Origin of the sequence: Streptomyces sp. HUAS CB01 (assembly GCF_030406905.1) — a bacterium.
GTDB classification, from domain to species: Bacteria; Actinomycetota; Actinomycetes; order Streptomycetales; family Streptomycetaceae; genus Streptomyces; species Streptomyces chengbuensis.
In genome coordinates, this window is sequence record NZ_CP129137.1 from 6,754,613 (window position 1) to 6,771,507 (window position 16,895).

Below are 16,895 nucleotides of genomic sequence, written 5' to 3' on the forward strand. Positions count from 1 at the left end.
GCGCTGAGAGCCAGGAGGGACAGCGCCACCGGGGTGAACGACGCGGCCGCGCTCGGGTCACGGGCCCTCGGGAACGGGTGCGCCCCGACCGCCCGCTTGGGCCGGGGCGCAGTGTGCGGGGCGGGCTATCCGGCGGTGGTGCCCGTGGTCGTCCCGGCGTCGGTACCGGTGCTCGTTCCGGCGTCGGTGTCGGCGTACACATGAACGTGGCCCTGGCAAGATTTTCGTGAAGCTGGGGTGTGCCACTGTGCGCCGGTGACGCTCCGTCACAGGTGGCGGCGTCGGAGCAGGGCCATGAGGATGACGCGGTGTCGGCGCAGTGGGACTCCGGCGCGGCCGGCCATGAGCCGTTTCTGGAGTTTCAGGTCGGTGATGCGGCCTTCGTTGACGCCGGAGTTGAACGGAGTGGTGATGCCCTGTACGACTGCAGCCTGGTCCTCGCGGATGGCTTTGGCCAGGCTGGCCAGGGCTGGGAGGCGGGCGGTCGTGAGCTGCTCGAGCCAGTCCGCGAGGCCGCCTGCGTCGCGGGCGTCGAGCATGGCGGCGAACTGACGCACCAGGTCGTGGGTTCGGTCCAGTTCCGGGCAGTGCTCGAGCAGCCGCCTGAGTGCCTCCGTGGCGTGCAGGCTGCGCCGGGATGGTGCGGTGGTGATCCAGCAGGCGACCTGACGGGGCGAGGGCGGTCGCTCCCGTGGCGTGTCGATCGGCAGGCCACGGCGCAGCGGTGCGATGGCCATCTTGACCCGCTGGTAGTGACCGCGGTAGCCCTTGGCGACGATCTCCTGGTGCAACACCGTCGCGGTGTGCTCGCCTTCCTCCCAGCGTTGCCGCAGGTAGTCCAGGTACGGATCGAGGCTGGTAGGCCGACGGGGCCGGGTGCGGCGCACGCATTCCTGCCAGTTGGCGGCTCGCGCGTTATTTCCGCACGGTGCGCCGGTTCAGGCCGAGGTCGCGGGCTGCTGCGTTGAGCGAGCGGCCGGTGTCGGTCACCGCGTGCACCGCCTCGAAGAGGATCTTCGCGTGGCGACGGGCGGGGGTTTCGGCCTGGTCGGAGGGTGCTGCTGGGCTCGATGGCGGGGGCCGGTTCGGGTTCGGGTACTGCGGCGGGTAGGCAGCCGCGGTGGGCGGCGATATCCCCAACTCGCTTCGACAGCCCCTGCCACAGATGGAACCGGTCGCTGACCTGCACCGCGTCCGGGGCGCCGTCGGCAATGCCTTGGCGATAGACCAGCGAGCCGTCCCGGCAGACCACCTCAACACCGGGGTGCGTCCGCAGCCAGGCTGCCAACTGCTCGGCGTCGCGCCCGGCCCACAGCTCGATCGGTAGCCGGGTGTCGGCATCCACCAGCAGGGTTCCGTAGACGTCCGCGTACAGCGCGAAGTCGTCCACGCCCAGCACCCGCGGCACTGCTGCTGACGGAAGCGGTAAGCGCATCAAGTGGAACAGCACGCTCGTCCGCGACAACGGCACCCTCAGGATCTGCAGGAGCCGGGCCCCGCCCCGTCCGGCGAGCAGCACCCCGGCCATCTCCACCAAGTGCTGCAGCAACGGGCTGCGGCGCTGGTAGCGCACCGTCAGCCCCTCGACCTGCTCGGCGAACGGGCCTTGACCCCGGATCTTGGACACCGGAGAGACTTGGATCTTGATGGTCCAGGAGAACGGAGTCCCCGTGGGGATGAAGCACTACCCCGCCGAGTTCAAGGCGGACGCGGTCGCGCTGTACCGATCACGTCCGGGAGCGACGATCAAGTCGGTCGCCGCTGATCTCGGGGTGAACACCGAGACGCTGCGGAACTGGATACGGGCTGCCGACGGCCGCCGCTCCGGTGCCCACTCCGCGCCGCCGGCCACTGCGCAGTCTGGTGGTAACGCCGTCCAGGCGGAGCTGGCCGCGGCAAGGAAGAGGATTCGCGAGCTGGAGGAAGAACGAGACATCCTCCGCAAGGCGGCCCGGTATTTCGCCGGGGAGACGCGCTGGTGAACCGCTGCCAGTTCGTTGACGACCACCAGCGCCGATACGGCGTCAAGCGGCTCTGCGACATCCTCGGGATCGCCCGCTCGAGCTTCTACTACTGGCGCCGCACCGCCCCGGACCGGGCGGCCCGCCAGGCCGCCGAGGCCAAAGTCGCGGCCCGGATACGCCAGGTCCACAAAGACTCCGACGGCACCTACGGCGCCCCGAGGATCACCGCCGAGCTCCGCGACGAGGACGGCCTGGTGGTCAACCACAAGCGCGTCGCGAGGATCATGCGGACCATCGGCCTTGAAGGCGTCCGCCTGCGGCGCCGGCACCGCACCACCGTCCCGGACCCGGCCGCCGCGAAAGCACCGGACCTGATCGGCCGGGACTTCACCGCCGTGGTCCCGAACACGAAGTACGTCGGCGACATCACTTACCTGCCCATCGGCGCCGGGAAGTTCTGCTACCTCGCGACCGTCATCGATCTGTGCTCACGCCGTCTGGCCGGGTGGGCGATCGCCGACCACATGCGCACCGATCTCGTCACCGACGCCCTCGCTGCGGCGATCCGCACCCGCGGCACTCTCGCCGGAGCCGTGATGCACACCGATCACGGAGCCCAGTACGCGAGCCGGGCATTCGCCGAAGCCTGCAGGTCAGCAGGGGTCCGACAGAGCATGAGCGCGGTCGGGTCCAGCGCGGACAACGCCGCCGCCGAGTCGTTCAACGCGACCTTCAAAAGAGAGACGCTCAAGGGGCGAAAGAGCTGGTCGGACGAGCGCGAGGCCCGCCTCGACGCCTTCCGATGGCTCCACCGATACAACACCCGACGCCGTCACTCCCGCCTCGGACAACGATCCCCGATCGCCTACGAGAACGCCTTCCACCCAACATCAACTACCCTGACCCGAGCCGCATAGACGTGTTCAACATCCGGGGTCAAGGCCCGACGTCCGCCGACCGCAGTCCGGGCTGTCACAGAACAACCGGCGCACCGACAGCCCGATCAGCACCGGGCGTCCACCGACAGCGACATCGGCCAGCGTGCGGCAATAGCGACTGTGCACCCGAGCAGAACTGCGACCGCAGTCCGGACACGCCACCATCAGCTCGCGGGTACGGGCGGCCATATGCACAGTGCCACCCTCCGCCCACACCCGTTCCACCCGCACCGCATCGAGGTGCGGAGTCACAATCCGTACGAGGTCATCACACTCGCTGACAGTGCCGCCACCCTTGACGGAGCGTCACCGGCGCACAGTCGCACACCCCAGCTTCACGGAAATCTTGCCAGGGCCATGAACGGGCCCTGGCAAGATTTCCGTGAAGCGTCTGGTGAGGAGCAGACATGCCGGTGCCCCCGGCAGCGGGTCTTCCCCGCCGGGGGCACCGGTTCTCGTGTTAGGGCCGCCCCACCCAGTTTTCGGGTATGAGCGGTGCTGGTGTGAGCCAGACGAATGCGACCTGGGCCATACCTTGGAACAGCAACGGCTCGCCGGACGTGGCAGCCATCAGGGGCCAGGCGAACATCAGCATCGGCACGGCCAGTGCGATTCGGAATCGGGTGACGTCCATCCGAGTATGCATCAGCCCAGCGATGATCCCGAGAAGCAGCGTTGGTGCCCCTGTCACGATCAGCACAGTCAGGCCGTCCCGCAGGATGACAGCGAGGGAGTCACTGCCCGGGTCGATCAGGGCCATGGCCACCCAGGCCACCACATACAGGACCAGATACGTGAGTACGCATCGTCCGATCCGCGCCAGCACACGGAGCATCCCCGGCCCAGCTGGTTGTTGGAGATCCGACATTAGCAACCTTTCACGCATCGGCCGTCTGTCCAGGTCTTGTCGATCTTCCCTGGCCAGCCCGGGATGGAGTCCAACCCCTTCTCGCTAGCCATGCGGTCTGTTGCGATGACACGCGGTGCCTGGTTGGTGCGGTACTGGACAACCTCCATGTCAGGGTAGGCGTCACCGACCCTGGTCACCGTGACCGAAGTCTTCGTCGCCCTGACCTTCATGTGGTTGTCGACCGCGAAGATCCTGATCAGACTGTTGACGCCGTGGACTCCGAGATCCAGTTGCTCCGAGGTGCTCTCGTGCCCGAATGTCTTGTAGTTCACGATGTTGTGCTTACCGGGGGTATCACCGGGGAAGCTGTCGAACTCTAGGGGATAGGCCGGGAGCGTTTGACTGGGCACCGTCACCCTCTCCACCTGCAGATGCCCAGTGCCGACAGAACGGAGCGCGTGTGAAGGTACCGTGTGCGACGCAGTGACGGTAAAGGTGCACTCGCCAGACTCGGTGTTCCAGAAGAGGGACATCCGGTACGGCTTGTGCGGGTCGATCGACATTCCGCGGTCGTCGCCCAGCAGTCGCCCCATGAGGGCGTCCTTGGTGTGGATGTAGAACGTGAGGCGAATTATGCCCCGGTCCGGCCCCTTGCCGACGTTGAACTTACCGCGTACAGATCCGGCCGGCACCGCGCCCCAGCCAGCCTCGATGACATCGGAGATGAAGTCATCGACAGTGGTGCTTGAAGGCTGCGCTTCTTTAGGCTTAGCGCTCACGGGCTTACCGCCCGAGCAAGAGACCTTGTCGAGGTTGCACTCAGCAACGATCCGGCCCGTAGGGTCGCTATAGGTAATGGGGTTGTTGTTGCCGTAGCTGTAGCCGTGTGACTGCTGCGGGTCGTTGAGGTCAACCACCGGGTCGACGCTGATGAACCGGCCCGTGGTCGGGTCGTACTCTCGTGCGCCGAGGTGGACGGTCGCACTGACCTCGTCCTCGGTGCCGCCGAGGAACGCCTTGTCGCCGGTCCAGGTCGCGGCGTCGGCGCCGCGTCGGCTACCGAAGGGTGAGGTCTTGCGGCGCGTCACGGTCTGTGCGGCGTCGGCGGTCACCTGGGTGGTGCCGGTGTTGTGGTGGTCGGTGAAGACGAAGGTGAGCTTCCCACCGGTCCGGATGGCTAGCGAGCGGCCGTCGGCTGTGTAGTAGCGGGTGCCGGTGACGGTACCGCTCGTGCTCAGGTGCAGCTCGGTGCCGTATGAGAGGTAGAGCGTGGTGCCGGTGGCGTCGCGCTCGATGATGCGCTGGCCGTCGGTGTCGTAGAGGTAGCTCGCCTTCTCGGTCGTTCCTTCCTTGACGGATGCGAGGTGGCCTTCGTCGTCCCAGTTGAAGGTCTGGGTGGGGGAGGTGCCGATCTTGCGGGTCTCGGTGTTGCCCGACGGGTCGTAGGTGTAGAGGTCGTCGCGCGGGGCCGTACCCGTCTGGGTGACCTTGGGCAGGTCGTGCTTGCCCGAGGTCGGATCGGCGTAGGTGCGCGTGGTGTCTGTGGCCGGGCCCGAGGCTGTCTTGTGCTGGGTCTCGGTTTTGCGGTTGCCGACGGCGTCGTACGTGTACGACGTCCAGTAGGCGTCCTGACCCCCGACGACGGAGTCCAAAGGCGCCGGGGAGCACTGCGTGTTCTTGTCGGTCCAGGCCTCGGTGATTCGGCGCAGGGCGTCCAGGTCGAAGCACTGGGTGTCGGTGGTGCGGGCCGCGTCCTGACCGTAGGAGGTCGAGATGGACGTGATGTTGCCGGCGGGGTCGTACTTGTAGTGCGCGTCCTCGATGCGCTGCGGCGCGGTGTCCCGGTCCAGGTAGGTGTCGGTGAGTGCGCCGGTGTGGTCGTCGAAGACGTTTGCTGTCTGGAGGCTCTGGCCGAAGGCGCCGTACTTGCGGATGGTGTTACGGCCGTAGTGGTCGTAGGTGCTCTCGGAGATCAGTGGGTCGGTGCCTGCACCGATCGTGTCGAGGAGGCCTGCGACGGGGCTGTAGGTGTTGGCGACCTTCTCCGCGGGCAGTCCGCCGATGGCGGGGTGCTGGGTCCACATCACCTGGCCGGTGTTGAGGTTGTACGAAGTCGTCCACTTGTAGGTACCGGCCAGCTTGTCTTCGGAGGCCGGGATGGTGGTTTGGGTGATGACCGGCTGGTAGATGCTGTTGTAGGTGAGCACCGCAGACTCGTAGGCGTTGCTGCCCACGTAGCGGATGGACTTGGACACCTGGCCCTTGGCCACCGTGTCGTACTCCCACCTGGCAAGGGTGGCAGCGTCCTTCTTCAAGGCGGTACGCCGGCCCAGCTCGTCGAAGTCGGTGTGGAGGGTCACGCCGCGCGCGTCCTCCACGTCGGTGATGCGGTCACCGTTGTCGTAGAAGCTCTTGATGATGCCCTTGTCGGGATCCTTGGCCTCGATCTGCCGGCCGCGAACGTCGTGCTTGTATGTCCACGTGGCGCCGGCGGGGTCGGTGACCGTGGCGAGCCTTCCGTGCTTGTCGTAGGTGCGCTTGGTCGTCTGGGGCGTCGTTCGGGCTGTGTCCGCGTACTGCTTCAGCTCGACCGTCCGGCCGCGGGCATCTGCCACGCTGGTGGTGGCGATACCGCCGGTGGGCGGGATCACCGTGATGCTGTCACCGGTGTAGCTGGTGGTGATGCGCTTGGTCTCGTCGCCGAAGCGCTTCGAGATCACGACCGTGGTCCGGCCCGCGCCGTCAAACTCGGTGTCGGTCGATGCCGGGTAGTTCAGCTCCTGGCCCGTCACCAGCACGGGCCCAGGGGCACCGGTCGCGAAGTAGGTGCCGGAAGTTCGCCACGCCTGTCCGCGCGTGTCGTAGAACGTCTCTGTCAGCAGACGGCCCGCGCGGTCCGGGGATTCCTTCTGGGTCTGTCGCTCGCGCAGGAGGCCGTCGTAGATGCCGTAGGAGGTGGCGTACTTGGAGTCGTGGGTCAGGGTCTTCGTGGTGACGACGGTAACGTCGTTGTTGCGTACGAGATACGCGAACTCAATGTTGGGCGAGTCGGGGTAGGTCAGGGCCGAACGGGTGGGCTTCCAGACCTTGGTGAGTCGCCCCACAGCGTCGTAGGCGGTGGTGGTGATCTTGCCGTTGGCGTCGGTGACCTGGGTTGTCTGGCCGCGCAGCGGCTCCAGTGCGGTGGTCACCGTGTGGCTCTTGGGATTGGTGACCAGGGTTTGCGTGGGCACCTCCCCGGTCACCGGTGTATATACCGTGGTGGTCACCTTGCCGTAGGCGTCGGCGACGCTGAGCGCGCGGCCGTAGATGTCGAAGTCCGCTGCCGGTGTCGAGGTGACCGTGGAATAGCCAGTGCCGGATCCGTTGATCCTCTCCCGCTTGGTCACGAGACCGCGGGTGGGCGCGGCGCCCAGTGCTCCACCGTCGAAGTAGGTTCGGATGTCGTCGATGACGTCACCGGGACGCGACACGGGACTGCCGCACGGGACGGCGACGGTCTCGATTCGGCTGGCCTGGTTCAGGATCGGGCTTGTACCGCTGCGAGCATATGTGGTGGTGACGCACTTCTCGTCACCGGTCTCGTCGACGTCACCGGTTTCCGATATCCAGTCGACCATGCCGTAGGCGTCGAAGTGACGGGTGGCCTCGGTGGTGCGGAAGCCGCCGGTGACGGCAGTGCGGGTCGACTCCTTCTCCGTTCCGGTCTTGTACGACACGAGATCGGGCAGGCCGGGCCGAGTGCGGGTATTGCCTGCCGCAGAGCGCCACGGTGTGTACGAGGTCGCGGAGACGAGCTTGTCTGTGTCGTCGCCGTTGTACTGGATGTTCTCCCGGACCATGCCCGCGAACTGGGGGCGGTCGGTGACGGAAGCGCCTGCGCTGTCCTTGACGGTGGCGCCGTCAATCCCGCGGAAGAATCGCTTCTCCTCCAGCGTCTTCGGATCGCCTGCCGCGCCGGTGCGGGTCTGGATGCGCTCGTAGCCGCGCGCGACGGAGTGGACGCGGTTCTCCGGCTTGGTGAACTCGTCTGTGCTTTTCGTCCATGCGGCGTTGCCCACGTAGGAGTAGGTGCTCACCGTGTCGGGCGATTCGACCAGGTTGTCGCCCTCGGCGACCTGGGTGACGACGTACTTGTTGAACCAGTCCAGTTTGGCTGTCTCGCCCTCGAAGGCCCATTTGACCGGGTAACAGAGGGTGGTGTTTTTCTCGTCGGCCGGCGGCAGGCTGGTGGCGGTGCAGTCCGGCTGGGAGTAGGTGACCCCGATGGTGCCCCCGGACTCTGTGGTGATCTGGTAGACACGCAGGCGCACGAACGGCGCAAGGCCGTCGCCAAGCGCATCGACACGGTTGGCCTTCTGCTCACCCGCGAACGTCACTGCCGGCAGGGTGATGGTGCCGCCTGCCTTGCCAGTGCGCTGGATGGACTTCAGCCACATCGGCGTGGAGATGCCATCGCCCGAGGCAGGGAATTCCGGGGTCAGGGTCCAGGTGTCGACGTCCTTGTGGGCACCGCTGGTCAGGACCTTGGTGGTGATGGTCTTGAGTCGCATCCGGGACCAGAAGGTCGGCGAGTACTGGTTCTTGCACTCTGTGGCGCCTTCCTTGCAGTACTGGTCGAAGGGAACGTCGGGCCAGTTCTTGGCATGCGTCTCGTCGAAGGTGCCGCAGTTGGTCAGGCATCGTTCGTCCACGCCGAAGTGCACTTGGCCCATGGCCTTGCCGGTGTAGACAGCGTTCGAGCGGAGGCCGTAGTCGATGCGCTCAAGGTAGCCACCCCGGATGTAGGGGGTGACTGTGGCGTTGCCGCTGGTCTCGGAGACGTTGCGGCCGTAGTTGTTCGCCTCGGTCTTCCAGTAGAGGGCCATGGCGTTGCCGTGCGGGTCGACTACATAGTCGAGCTGCCAGCGCCATGCCTGCTGGCACCAGGCGCTTGCGAACGAGGCGTTGTAGCAGGGCTCGCCGGACTGGTTACCGAACACCGGCACTGTCCAAGCCGAGTTGGTGACAGGGTCGTCGGTGGCCGCGCCGTTGTCGCTCCAGCCGGGCAGTTTGTTCTTGCCGAAGAAGTATTGGGTGCCGTCGGTCGTGGTGACCTTCCAGTGCTCACCCTCTCCGTCGATACCCGCAGTGCCCTTGTCTCCGTTGGCGGCGCCGGTCAGCTTCTCGATCGTCTCGCCCGAGTCGCCCTCCGCGACCCAGCCCTTGTCCTTCTCCCAGACGAGTTCGGTGGTCTTGCCTCCGAGCGAGAGTGTGGCGTTGTCGTTGTACCAGCACAGGTCGCCGACCTTGGTGGTGTTGGTGCCGCCGTCCTTGTCGTCGTTGCAGGGCTTGTAGCGTCGCTCGATGAAGCCCGGCTCCCAGTCCCATCCGTCACCGATCCAGGAGGGCTGGTTGTTCGACGCGGCTGTGCGTCCGTCCACCGATTGCGAGTTGTAGCCGAGTGAGATCTTCGGCTCCAGGCCGCCGGGGACGGTTGGCACGCCGATCGGGTGAGACCAGGTGAAGGCTCCCGTGGAGCCGCCCGCACTCCAGGACCCGGACGGCTGAAGGGACGTAGCCTTGTAGTCGCCTGTGGAGCCGGATGACTCTGCGGTCGCCGCGAGAACCGTGACTGATGAAGCAGCGACACCAGCCCGGGGCTTCGCACCGGAAGTGGCAGACGGAGCGCCTGCCGTACTGCCGGCAGCGTTCACCTGGGCCGACAGCTTGCCGGCGAGTATGTCGTTTCCTGTCTTGAGGGGTTTGTGCACACGGCACTTGGCTATCTCTGGCGTGGTGAGTGCGCAGGCGGGAAGCACCACCAGCCGGAGCCGGGCCGCCCAGTCACCGCCGTAGGCGCCGCGGATGGACGAGTAGTCGACCTCGACGCGGGCAGGCACCGGCTCTGCCGCGCCGTCTGCTCTGCCCACCGACAGCAGGAGACCTTCAACGCCGGCCTTGCGCGCGGCTTCTCGACCGATGACCGAGACCTTCACCTTGGCCGACGTGTGCTTCGCCGCGCCCTTGGCCCCTCTCTTGGGGCCGCCTGTCACAGCCTTGAGGGAGACAGGCAAGGAGCCTGCCTTGCCGCCCGGAGCGAGTGACACCTCCGCAGAGCCACTAGTTGGCCACTTGACCTTCGGGGCTTTCTTCTTCCAGGAGTTCGCAGCAGCGGCATCCGGCCGCTTGGTTCCTCCTGTAGCGACTTCCTTCACTGGGACGGCCTTCGGTTGCTTCATGTTCGGAGCAACCGGCTTGCCCACTGCCGCAACTGCTGCACCCGGCAGCACCCCGGCAAGAGCAGCGCCGACCACGAGCACCGAAAGCCCGTGTTTGGCCAAACGTCTCACACCCTACCCCGCAATCATTGGCGAAATGGATCGGCGCAGATTAACAGGTGCCTTAGAGGCCTCCATGCAAGTTTTTTGGCCATAATCACCTGAAAGGAATTCAAACATGATCTTGCCGATCAATTCGGATCTTAGGGGTAAGATCACGACAAACCCGCAGATGAGGGCTGGGCAATCTCCGTGGTGACGGATAGAGTCCCGTCGGTTATCAGACATTGAGGGGTTTGTGTGCATCAGATAAGACCTCGTAGTGGCAAGCGAAGAAGGTCGGCGGCTTCCCGGGCGATATCCCTGGTTCTAACAAGTGGAATTGCCGCCTCAGGACTTCTCGCAGTGCCCCCGGGATCGGCAGTAGCAGCGGCATCAACTGCTGTGACCGCGGACCCTGTGGCAGACGGCTCCCTGAGCGAAGAGGACTACGCGCTTCAGCAGGCTGCCTCCACCGGCCAGCCCTACGAGCTGACCTCGGCCCGGACCGAATCGTCGGACACCTGGGCGCTCCCCGACGGCACTTGGTCAGTCAAGCGGCACGGCACCCCGGTGCGGATGCTGAAGGACGGGGCCTGGGTACCGACCGATCCGACCCTTGCTCTTGGCGCAGACGGGCGGGTCGTGCCGAAGGCATCGACTGTGGTGGTGTCGTTCTCAGGTGGCGGGAGCGGGCCCTTGCTCTCCGGTGTCAAGGACGGCCGCACTCTGACCCTGACCTGGCCCAAGCCGCTGCCCGCGCCGACGCTTGCCGAGAACGTCGCCACCTACCCTGACGTGCTGCCGGGCGTCGACATGCAGCTGAAGGGAGAAGTCGAGGGCTTCTCCCAACTCTTGATCGTCAAGACCCCTGAGGCAGCCGCGAACCCTGAGCTGGCCGCCCTAAAGTACAAGCTGGACACGGTCGGACTGACGGTGTCCACGGACGCGGATACCGGCAGTGTCACCGCGGTCAACCCTGCCGGGGAGATCGTGTTCACCAGCCCGTCCCCGCTCATGTGGGACTCCACAACGATTTCCTCGGGTGGCGCTGCCCGGTCGACAACGAACGCTCCAACCGACGCGTTCGAACCCATACCCGGAGCGCAGGACGCGCAGATGCCGACCACGGTCTCTGGCGACACCCTGGAGATTAAGCCCGACCAGGAGCTGCTGACTGGCCAAGACACCAAGTACCCGGTCTACATCGACCCGTCCTGGACGTGGGGGAAGCGTCAGAACTGGACCCGGGTCTACAAGCACTGGCCGGACAACTCCTACTGGAACACGAAGGAGGTCGTGCGGGTCGGCTACGAGTCCGAGTCCGGCGGTTCGGACCGGATCTCCCGGTCGTTCTTCCAACTCGACACCGCCAACCTCAAGGGTGCGGCGGTCAAGTCGTCCACGTTCCGGATCAAGAACACCTGGTCGTGGTCCTGCCAGGCCAGGCCGGTCGATCTTTATCACGTCGGCCCGATCTCTCCCAAGACCACATGGAAGAACCAGCCCGCACAGATTGGCGCGAAGCTGGCCTCGGTCGACGACGCCAAGGGCTGGAGCAAAGACTGCGCCGCTGGCAACCTCGAGTTCAATGCGACCGCCAAGATCCGCGAAGCCGCCTCGAAGGGCTGGGCCAGCGTCAACTTCGGCCTGTACGCACGTGACGAGGGGGACACCTTCGGCTGGAAGAAGTTCGACGCCAAGACCGCGGTCCTGGAAACGATCTACAACAACCCGCCCAAGACCCCAACGACTCTGGGTACCCATCCCAAGACCTCTTGTGCAAACGGCGGCCAGCTCGGCAACACGCGCGTGAGCGTGTACGCGAAGATCGACGACAAGGACGGCGGAAACCTCACCGCCGAGTTCCAGATCTTCAAGGCGGGAACGGCCACCCCGGTCGTAACCCAGTCCATGCCCGCCATCAAGGGCCAGGTCACCACTTACCCGGTGCCTGACTCGTATCTGACCGGCGGGGACTACACGTGGAAGGTGCGCGGCAAGGACCAGGACAACACCTATTCGGGCTGGTCGGCCACGTGCAAGTTCTCCGTCGACAGAGCCCGGCCAAGCAAGCCGCCCGTGATCACCTCGGTGGGCAACTTCTTCCCGCCCGGTGACAACGGCTGGCCCACGACAACGGGCAAGGCGCGCGAGACCGGGAAGTTCACCTTCGCCGACGGCGGTGCCGAAGGGGTCAAGGAATACGGCTACTACACCGACCATGACCCCGACGTGAAGTACGCGCAGCCCGGCATCGAGGTGCCCGTCACCCCGCCCGGTTACGGTCCGCACTTTGTCTACGCGTTCAGCGTGGACCAGGCGGGCAACCGATCCGACACCGCGACGTACATCTACTACGCCGCTCGCGAAGAGAAAGAGGACGGGGAGCACGACCTCAACGGCGACACCCACCGTGACCTCTGGAGCGTCGACTCCTACGGAACCCTGCTTACGTACGCCGGCCAAGGCGACGGAACCTTCTCCGCCGCCACCAATGGAGCAGGCGAGTCCTTCGCGGACCAGCAGGTCACGTTCGCTGGCGACTGGGGCCAGGACGGAGTCAACGACCTCGTCAGCCTCGCCTACGACCCAGTAGACAAGAAGAAGAAGCTCTGGACGTATAAGAACAACGGCACCGGCGTCATCATCCCCGGAGGAAAAGAACTGACGGCGACCTGCCCCGTCAAGGACCCGGAAATAGGCTGCGACTACGGCGGTGAATGGACCGGTGACGACCACTGGTACAACGCTGAACAGGCCCTCGGCCCAGGCGACATCAACGGTGACGACCATCCCGACATGCTCGTCAAGCAAGGCAAGCAGCTCTGGGCCTACTACGGCAACAAGGCGACCTACGACCTCGACCTCGGCGGCCAGCACCCGCCCGTCCTCGTCGGCGAGGGCGACTGGGACAAATTCACCGTCATCGCCCCCGGTGACGTCAACGGCGACAACCTCCCAGACCTGTGGCTGCGCGAGGACAGCACCGGCTCCGTCTGGCGCTCCTACGGCAAAAGGGGCCCCGACGGGAAGCTCGACCCCACCACCTGGGGCAACACCGCCGGACGGGTGAAGATCGGTACGGGCTACCCCGCCTCTCTCTACCCGAGCATCGGCTCAGCCGGAGATCTCACCGGCGACGGCCTCGCTGACCTGTATGCCCGCAAGGCCGACAACATCATGCTCGGCTGGCCCGGCAAGACCCCCGGTACGGACAACATGTCCTTCGCCGCCTACTTCACCATCGACGGCGTCACCGGCGGTGCGCGCATCCCCTCCGGCACCACCCTCACGGGCGGCCAGTCCTATGCCTCGGACTCAGCCAAGCTCACGATGGGTACGGACGGCAACCTGGTCATCACGTCCAATGCCGACAAGGCGCTGTGGTCCACCAAGACCGCGGGTAACGCGGGAGCCAAGGCAGTCATGCAGGCCGACGGCAACCTCGTGGTCTACGCAGCTGATGAGAGCACCAAGCTGTGGGAATCAAAGACCGCCGCAGCCAACGGCCACGCGGTGCTCCAAGACCGAGGCAGCCTCGTCATCTACAACATCAAGGGCCAAGCCCAGTGGAGCAGCGGCACTGCCATCCGTCACGACCACAACGGTGACGGATTCAGCGACATGGGTCTCTGGTACGACTTCACGGCCGGAACGGATGCCACATACACAGTGATGGCGAACTCCAACGGCTCGTTCCAGACCCCCTACAAGTCCTACAGCGCTCCGATCGGCAAATGGGACGCCAAGTCGCTGAAGTTCGTCACCGGTGACTTCAACGGCGACGGACGTGGGGACATGGCGGCTCTTCAAGGCCACAGCGACACCGCCGTTTCGCTATGGACCGCACTCGGAAACCCCGCAGGAGGGTTCGGCACTCCCATCGAGTCCTGGGCCGTCCCGAAAGGCGTGATGCACACCAGCTATATGACCCCGCAAGCAGGCGACTTCAACGGCGACGGACGCGACGACATCGCCGTCTGGTACGCCTATCCCGACGGCACCAGCAAACTCTTCACCTACACCTCCAGCGTCACCGGAGGATTCAACAAGCCCTTCGAGTCCTGGTCCGCTCCCAGTGGCACCTGGCTCAGGAACCGCTGCAAGTTCGTCACTGGAGACTTCAACGGAGACGGGCGCGACGACATAGGCGTCTTCTACGGCCAGGGCGACAACACCGTGCGCAACCACACTTTCCTGGCCACCGCCACCGGAGGGTTCGCCAACCCCACATCATGGTGGTACACCTCATCACTCGACTGGAACCGCTCCACCCCACATGCCGGAGACTTCAACGGCGACGGGCGCGATGACGCCATGATCTGGTACGACTACGCCGACGGCAGCGACAAGGTCTCCACCTTCATCGCCGAATCCGAGCCCGACAACCACTTCGGCTCCGCTTTCGTCTCCCTCTCCAGCAACGCAGGGAACTGGGACATCAAGCGCAGCCAACTCGTCATCGGCGACTACAACGGCGACGGACGGGACGACATCGGCGCGATGTACCACCAACCCGACGGCGCCGTGAAGATGTGGACCTGGACGGCCAGGGAAGACGCCAAGTTCAACGGCGCTCTCGCCAGCTGGAGCTATACCTCATCCGAGTGGGTCTACGCGTCAACCCGCTTCTTCAAGCCCTACAACTAGCAACTCACCACTGACACCGCTTCCGGCATACCCGTGCCGGGAGCGGTGTCATTTACACACCTCGGCGAGTCCACCAAAACCCCCACGGCCCTGTTGGGGTCTCCGGCCACACCCAGCCAGAAGGCCTCGGCCTGATCGAGATCGTAGGCGGCAGCGGTGTCCGCATTCTCCGATTCGCGGATCTCGGAGGTCGCCTTCGCCAAGAGCTCTGTGCGTCTGCGCTGGGAGGAGGGCGAGCACAGTGCGAAGGTGCTGCACCGTCGCTGGCGAACACCAGAGCAAGCCCGTCTTCAGCGATCCCGATGGAGCCGTACTCGCGGAAATGCTCCGCAACCGTGGCCGGTGAGTGGACGAAGTAGCCACTGTCGACATCAGGCAGCGAGAGCTCGCTGATCACCCAGTAGAGCGTGGCCAGATCGGATGGGATTGCGTCAGGTCCACGAGAGCATCCGTCGCCTTGGAGCACCCGTCCGTGGTCAGCCTTACGGCGTTCTGGCCGGACAGGAATCCGTGCGTCGCCCCGAACACCCTCACCCACTCTCCGAGCGCCGCACTGGTCTGCTCGCACCACGTCCGGACCCATGCATAGAGTCGCTCACCAGACACAATCTCCCCCTCCAGTCACCGCGCATGGAGGCCGCCATCCGCGAGTCCGGATGAACGTTCCTCGGTAAGCCGGCAGACACTGCAACCGGCTTGACTCACATCGGCGCTCGCGAATACGACCCAACCATCGGGCAGTTCATCAGCGTTGACCCTCTGCTGGAACTTGACAAGCACCAGACACGGCTACAGCTACGGTGCCCAAAACCCTGCGACCTTCTCCGATCCGTCCGGCATGGGACTAGCCTGCGGCAGACCCGGCTGGGAAGGCTGCGGCACAAACTCAAACGGTGGTCAGAGCGGTCAGCCCTCCGTAATTGATTCTGGTGGGAATGTTCCCCCTGAGCCCGGCGGCGAGGGAGGTACAGCTGAAGTCCGCGGCGACTCTATAGTTATCCCCGATGAAACCGACTGCGGTTTTTGGGATGTGAAGTGCGGTTGGAACAAGAATTTCAAGAGTGAGTGCGGGTTCTGAGATGTTAAGTGCGGATGGGAGAAGAACAAGACAGCCTGGGGTGAGGCGCTTGGTGTTGACGACTGGATAGGATGTATCGCAAATCGCGAGCTATCTCATTGTGGTTGGGTCCTTGCTGGGTTCATACCATTCGGCAAACTCGGAAAGCTCGCCAAAGCTCTCGACGAGGGTGTGGAAGCATCGAAAGCCACCAAGAAGTTGGACGTGGCAATCGAGCTCGTCGGTCAAGTTCCCTGCGGTGGGAGTCACCTCAGTGAGGCAGTCCGACTTCAGCGACTGATCGACAATAAGAGGAATGGAAACTACGCGTCAGCGCTACTCGCTGATGGAACGATACTCGTGGCGCACGCGGACCAGTATCTACATTCAGAGGAGTATCTTCTGCAAGCGGCTGCAGACAGAAAGATCGTCGCAGTCTACTCCGAGCGTGAGCCATGCAACACGGGTCACAGGTGTGCTTCTCAGCTTGAGGCGGCGGGCATTAAGAATGTCAGTTGGTCCTTCAAGTGGAACGATATTGGAGATGCGGGGCGTGATGAGACCACTAAGCAGATCGCAGCAGAAATAAAGAAGCTCTTCAATCAGTAACACTCGTATTGGCGTATGCTGCGATGGGGGTCCGGCTCGGACCCCCATTGAGACTTGGAGATACACGGGTATGAATTTCTCGTTGGTTGATCTATCAAGCGATGCGGGTATGCATCTCGTGGTGCCGAAGAGCTTTTTCTCCTATCGTGCCGTGGATCACGCGGAACGTTTCCATGTCGGATCCTCCGTATTTGTTAAGTTTGGCTCGATTGGCCGCGCGGTAAGTGTCTTTGTGAATGCAGTAACTGGTCAAGTGGTCTCGGGGATCACCTTGGATGACACGGACTTCGTTAACGGAAGTGTTGCCCATTTCACGGAGTGCGTTCGCGAGCTGACCGAAAAGTTTCCCTACTATTCCGCTGACTCGGATTCAGATGAATGGGAAGAAGGTGCCCGGCTCGTAGAGGAGACGGTTAAACGAATCGACTCGATGGCGTATCGAGAGGGTTCGTTCTGGCATGAATTTAGGTGGGATGTAAGCATGGGTGAGTTTTACGAATAGCATTGAATTACCCCCAAGGCTTA

9 protein-coding genes and 1 pseudogene are annotated in these 16,895 nt (G+C 64.4%); 5 read left to right on the forward strand and 5 right to left on the reverse strand.

The annotated features are described in order from the left end of the window. Positions 1–266: 266 nt before the first annotated feature. On the reverse strand, positions 267–887 hold the full coding sequence (locus QRN89_RS29615; RefSeq protein ID WP_290352480.1) for a transposase: 621 nt from the start codon (positions 885–887) through the stop codon (positions 267–269). 311 nt (positions 888–1,198) lie between these two features. Continuing rightward, positions 1,199–1,528, reverse strand: a pseudogene (locus tag QRN89_RS29620) (transposase); the annotation flags it as partial. A gap of 142 nt (positions 1,529–1,670) precedes the next feature. Between QRN89_RS29620 and QRN89_RS29625 the strand changes: the two are divergent. Continuing rightward, positions 1,671–2,881 (forward strand): IS3 family transposase gene (locus QRN89_RS29625; RefSeq protein WP_290352481.1). Its coding sequence is split into 2 segments (ribosomal slippage): positions 1,671–1,968 and positions 1,968–2,881, totalling 1,212 coding nucleotides; the frame shifts between segments, so codons are not numbered across the junction. 6 nt (positions 2,882–2,887) lie between these two features. Here the strand turns inward: QRN89_RS29625 and QRN89_RS29630 are convergent. From QRN89_RS29630 to QRN89_RS29640, 3 genes are all read right to left on the reverse strand, one after another. Continuing rightward, positions 2,888–3,091 carry a transposase family protein gene (locus QRN89_RS29630; protein ID WP_435833279.1) on the reverse strand — a complete coding sequence of 68 codons (204 nt, stop codon included), beginning with the start codon at positions 3,089–3,091 and terminating at the stop codon, positions 2,888–2,890. A 271-nt stretch (positions 3,092–3,362) separates the two neighbouring features. Then, positions 3,363–3,728, reverse strand: a complete 366-nt coding sequence (locus tag QRN89_RS29635; RefSeq protein ID WP_290352482.1) for a hypothetical protein — start codon at positions 3,726–3,728, stop codon at positions 3,363–3,365. 41 nt (positions 3,729–3,769) lie between these two features. Next, on the reverse strand, positions 3,770–10,075 hold the full coding sequence (locus QRN89_RS29640) for an RHS repeat-associated core domain-containing protein (protein WP_290352483.1): 6,306 nt from the start codon (positions 10,073–10,075) through the stop codon (positions 3,770–3,772). Positions 10,076–10,471: 396 nt separating this feature from the next. Here QRN89_RS29640 and QRN89_RS29645 point away from each other — a divergent pair, with 396 nt between their 5' ends. The 4 genes from QRN89_RS29645 (at position 10,472) to QRN89_RS29660 (ending at position 16,872) form a co-directional block, all read left to right on the forward strand. Further along, positions 10,472–14,704, forward strand: a complete 4,233-nt coding sequence (locus QRN89_RS29645; protein WP_290352484.1) for an FG-GAP-like repeat-containing protein — start codon at positions 10,472–10,474, stop codon at positions 14,702–14,704. A 696-nt stretch (positions 14,705–15,400) separates the two neighbouring features. Next, positions 15,401–15,628: a hypothetical protein gene (locus tag QRN89_RS29650; protein WP_290352486.1), complete on the forward strand. Its 228-nt coding sequence runs from the start codon at positions 15,401–15,403 to the stop codon at positions 15,626–15,628. A gap of 358 nt (positions 15,629–15,986) precedes the next feature. Continuing rightward, positions 15,987–16,370 carry a nucleic acid/nucleotide deaminase domain-containing protein gene (locus QRN89_RS29655; protein WP_290352487.1) on the forward strand — a complete coding sequence of 128 codons (384 nt, stop codon included), beginning with the start codon at positions 15,987–15,989 and terminating at the stop codon, positions 16,368–16,370. A 70-nt stretch (positions 16,371–16,440) separates the two neighbouring features. After that, the gene (locus QRN89_RS29660) at positions 16,441–16,872 is read left to right on the forward strand and encodes an SUKH-4 family immunity protein (RefSeq protein ID WP_290352488.1); all 432 of its coding nucleotides are present in this window, start codon (positions 16,441–16,443) and stop codon (positions 16,870–16,872) included. Positions 16,873–16,895 lie beyond the last annotated feature (23 nt).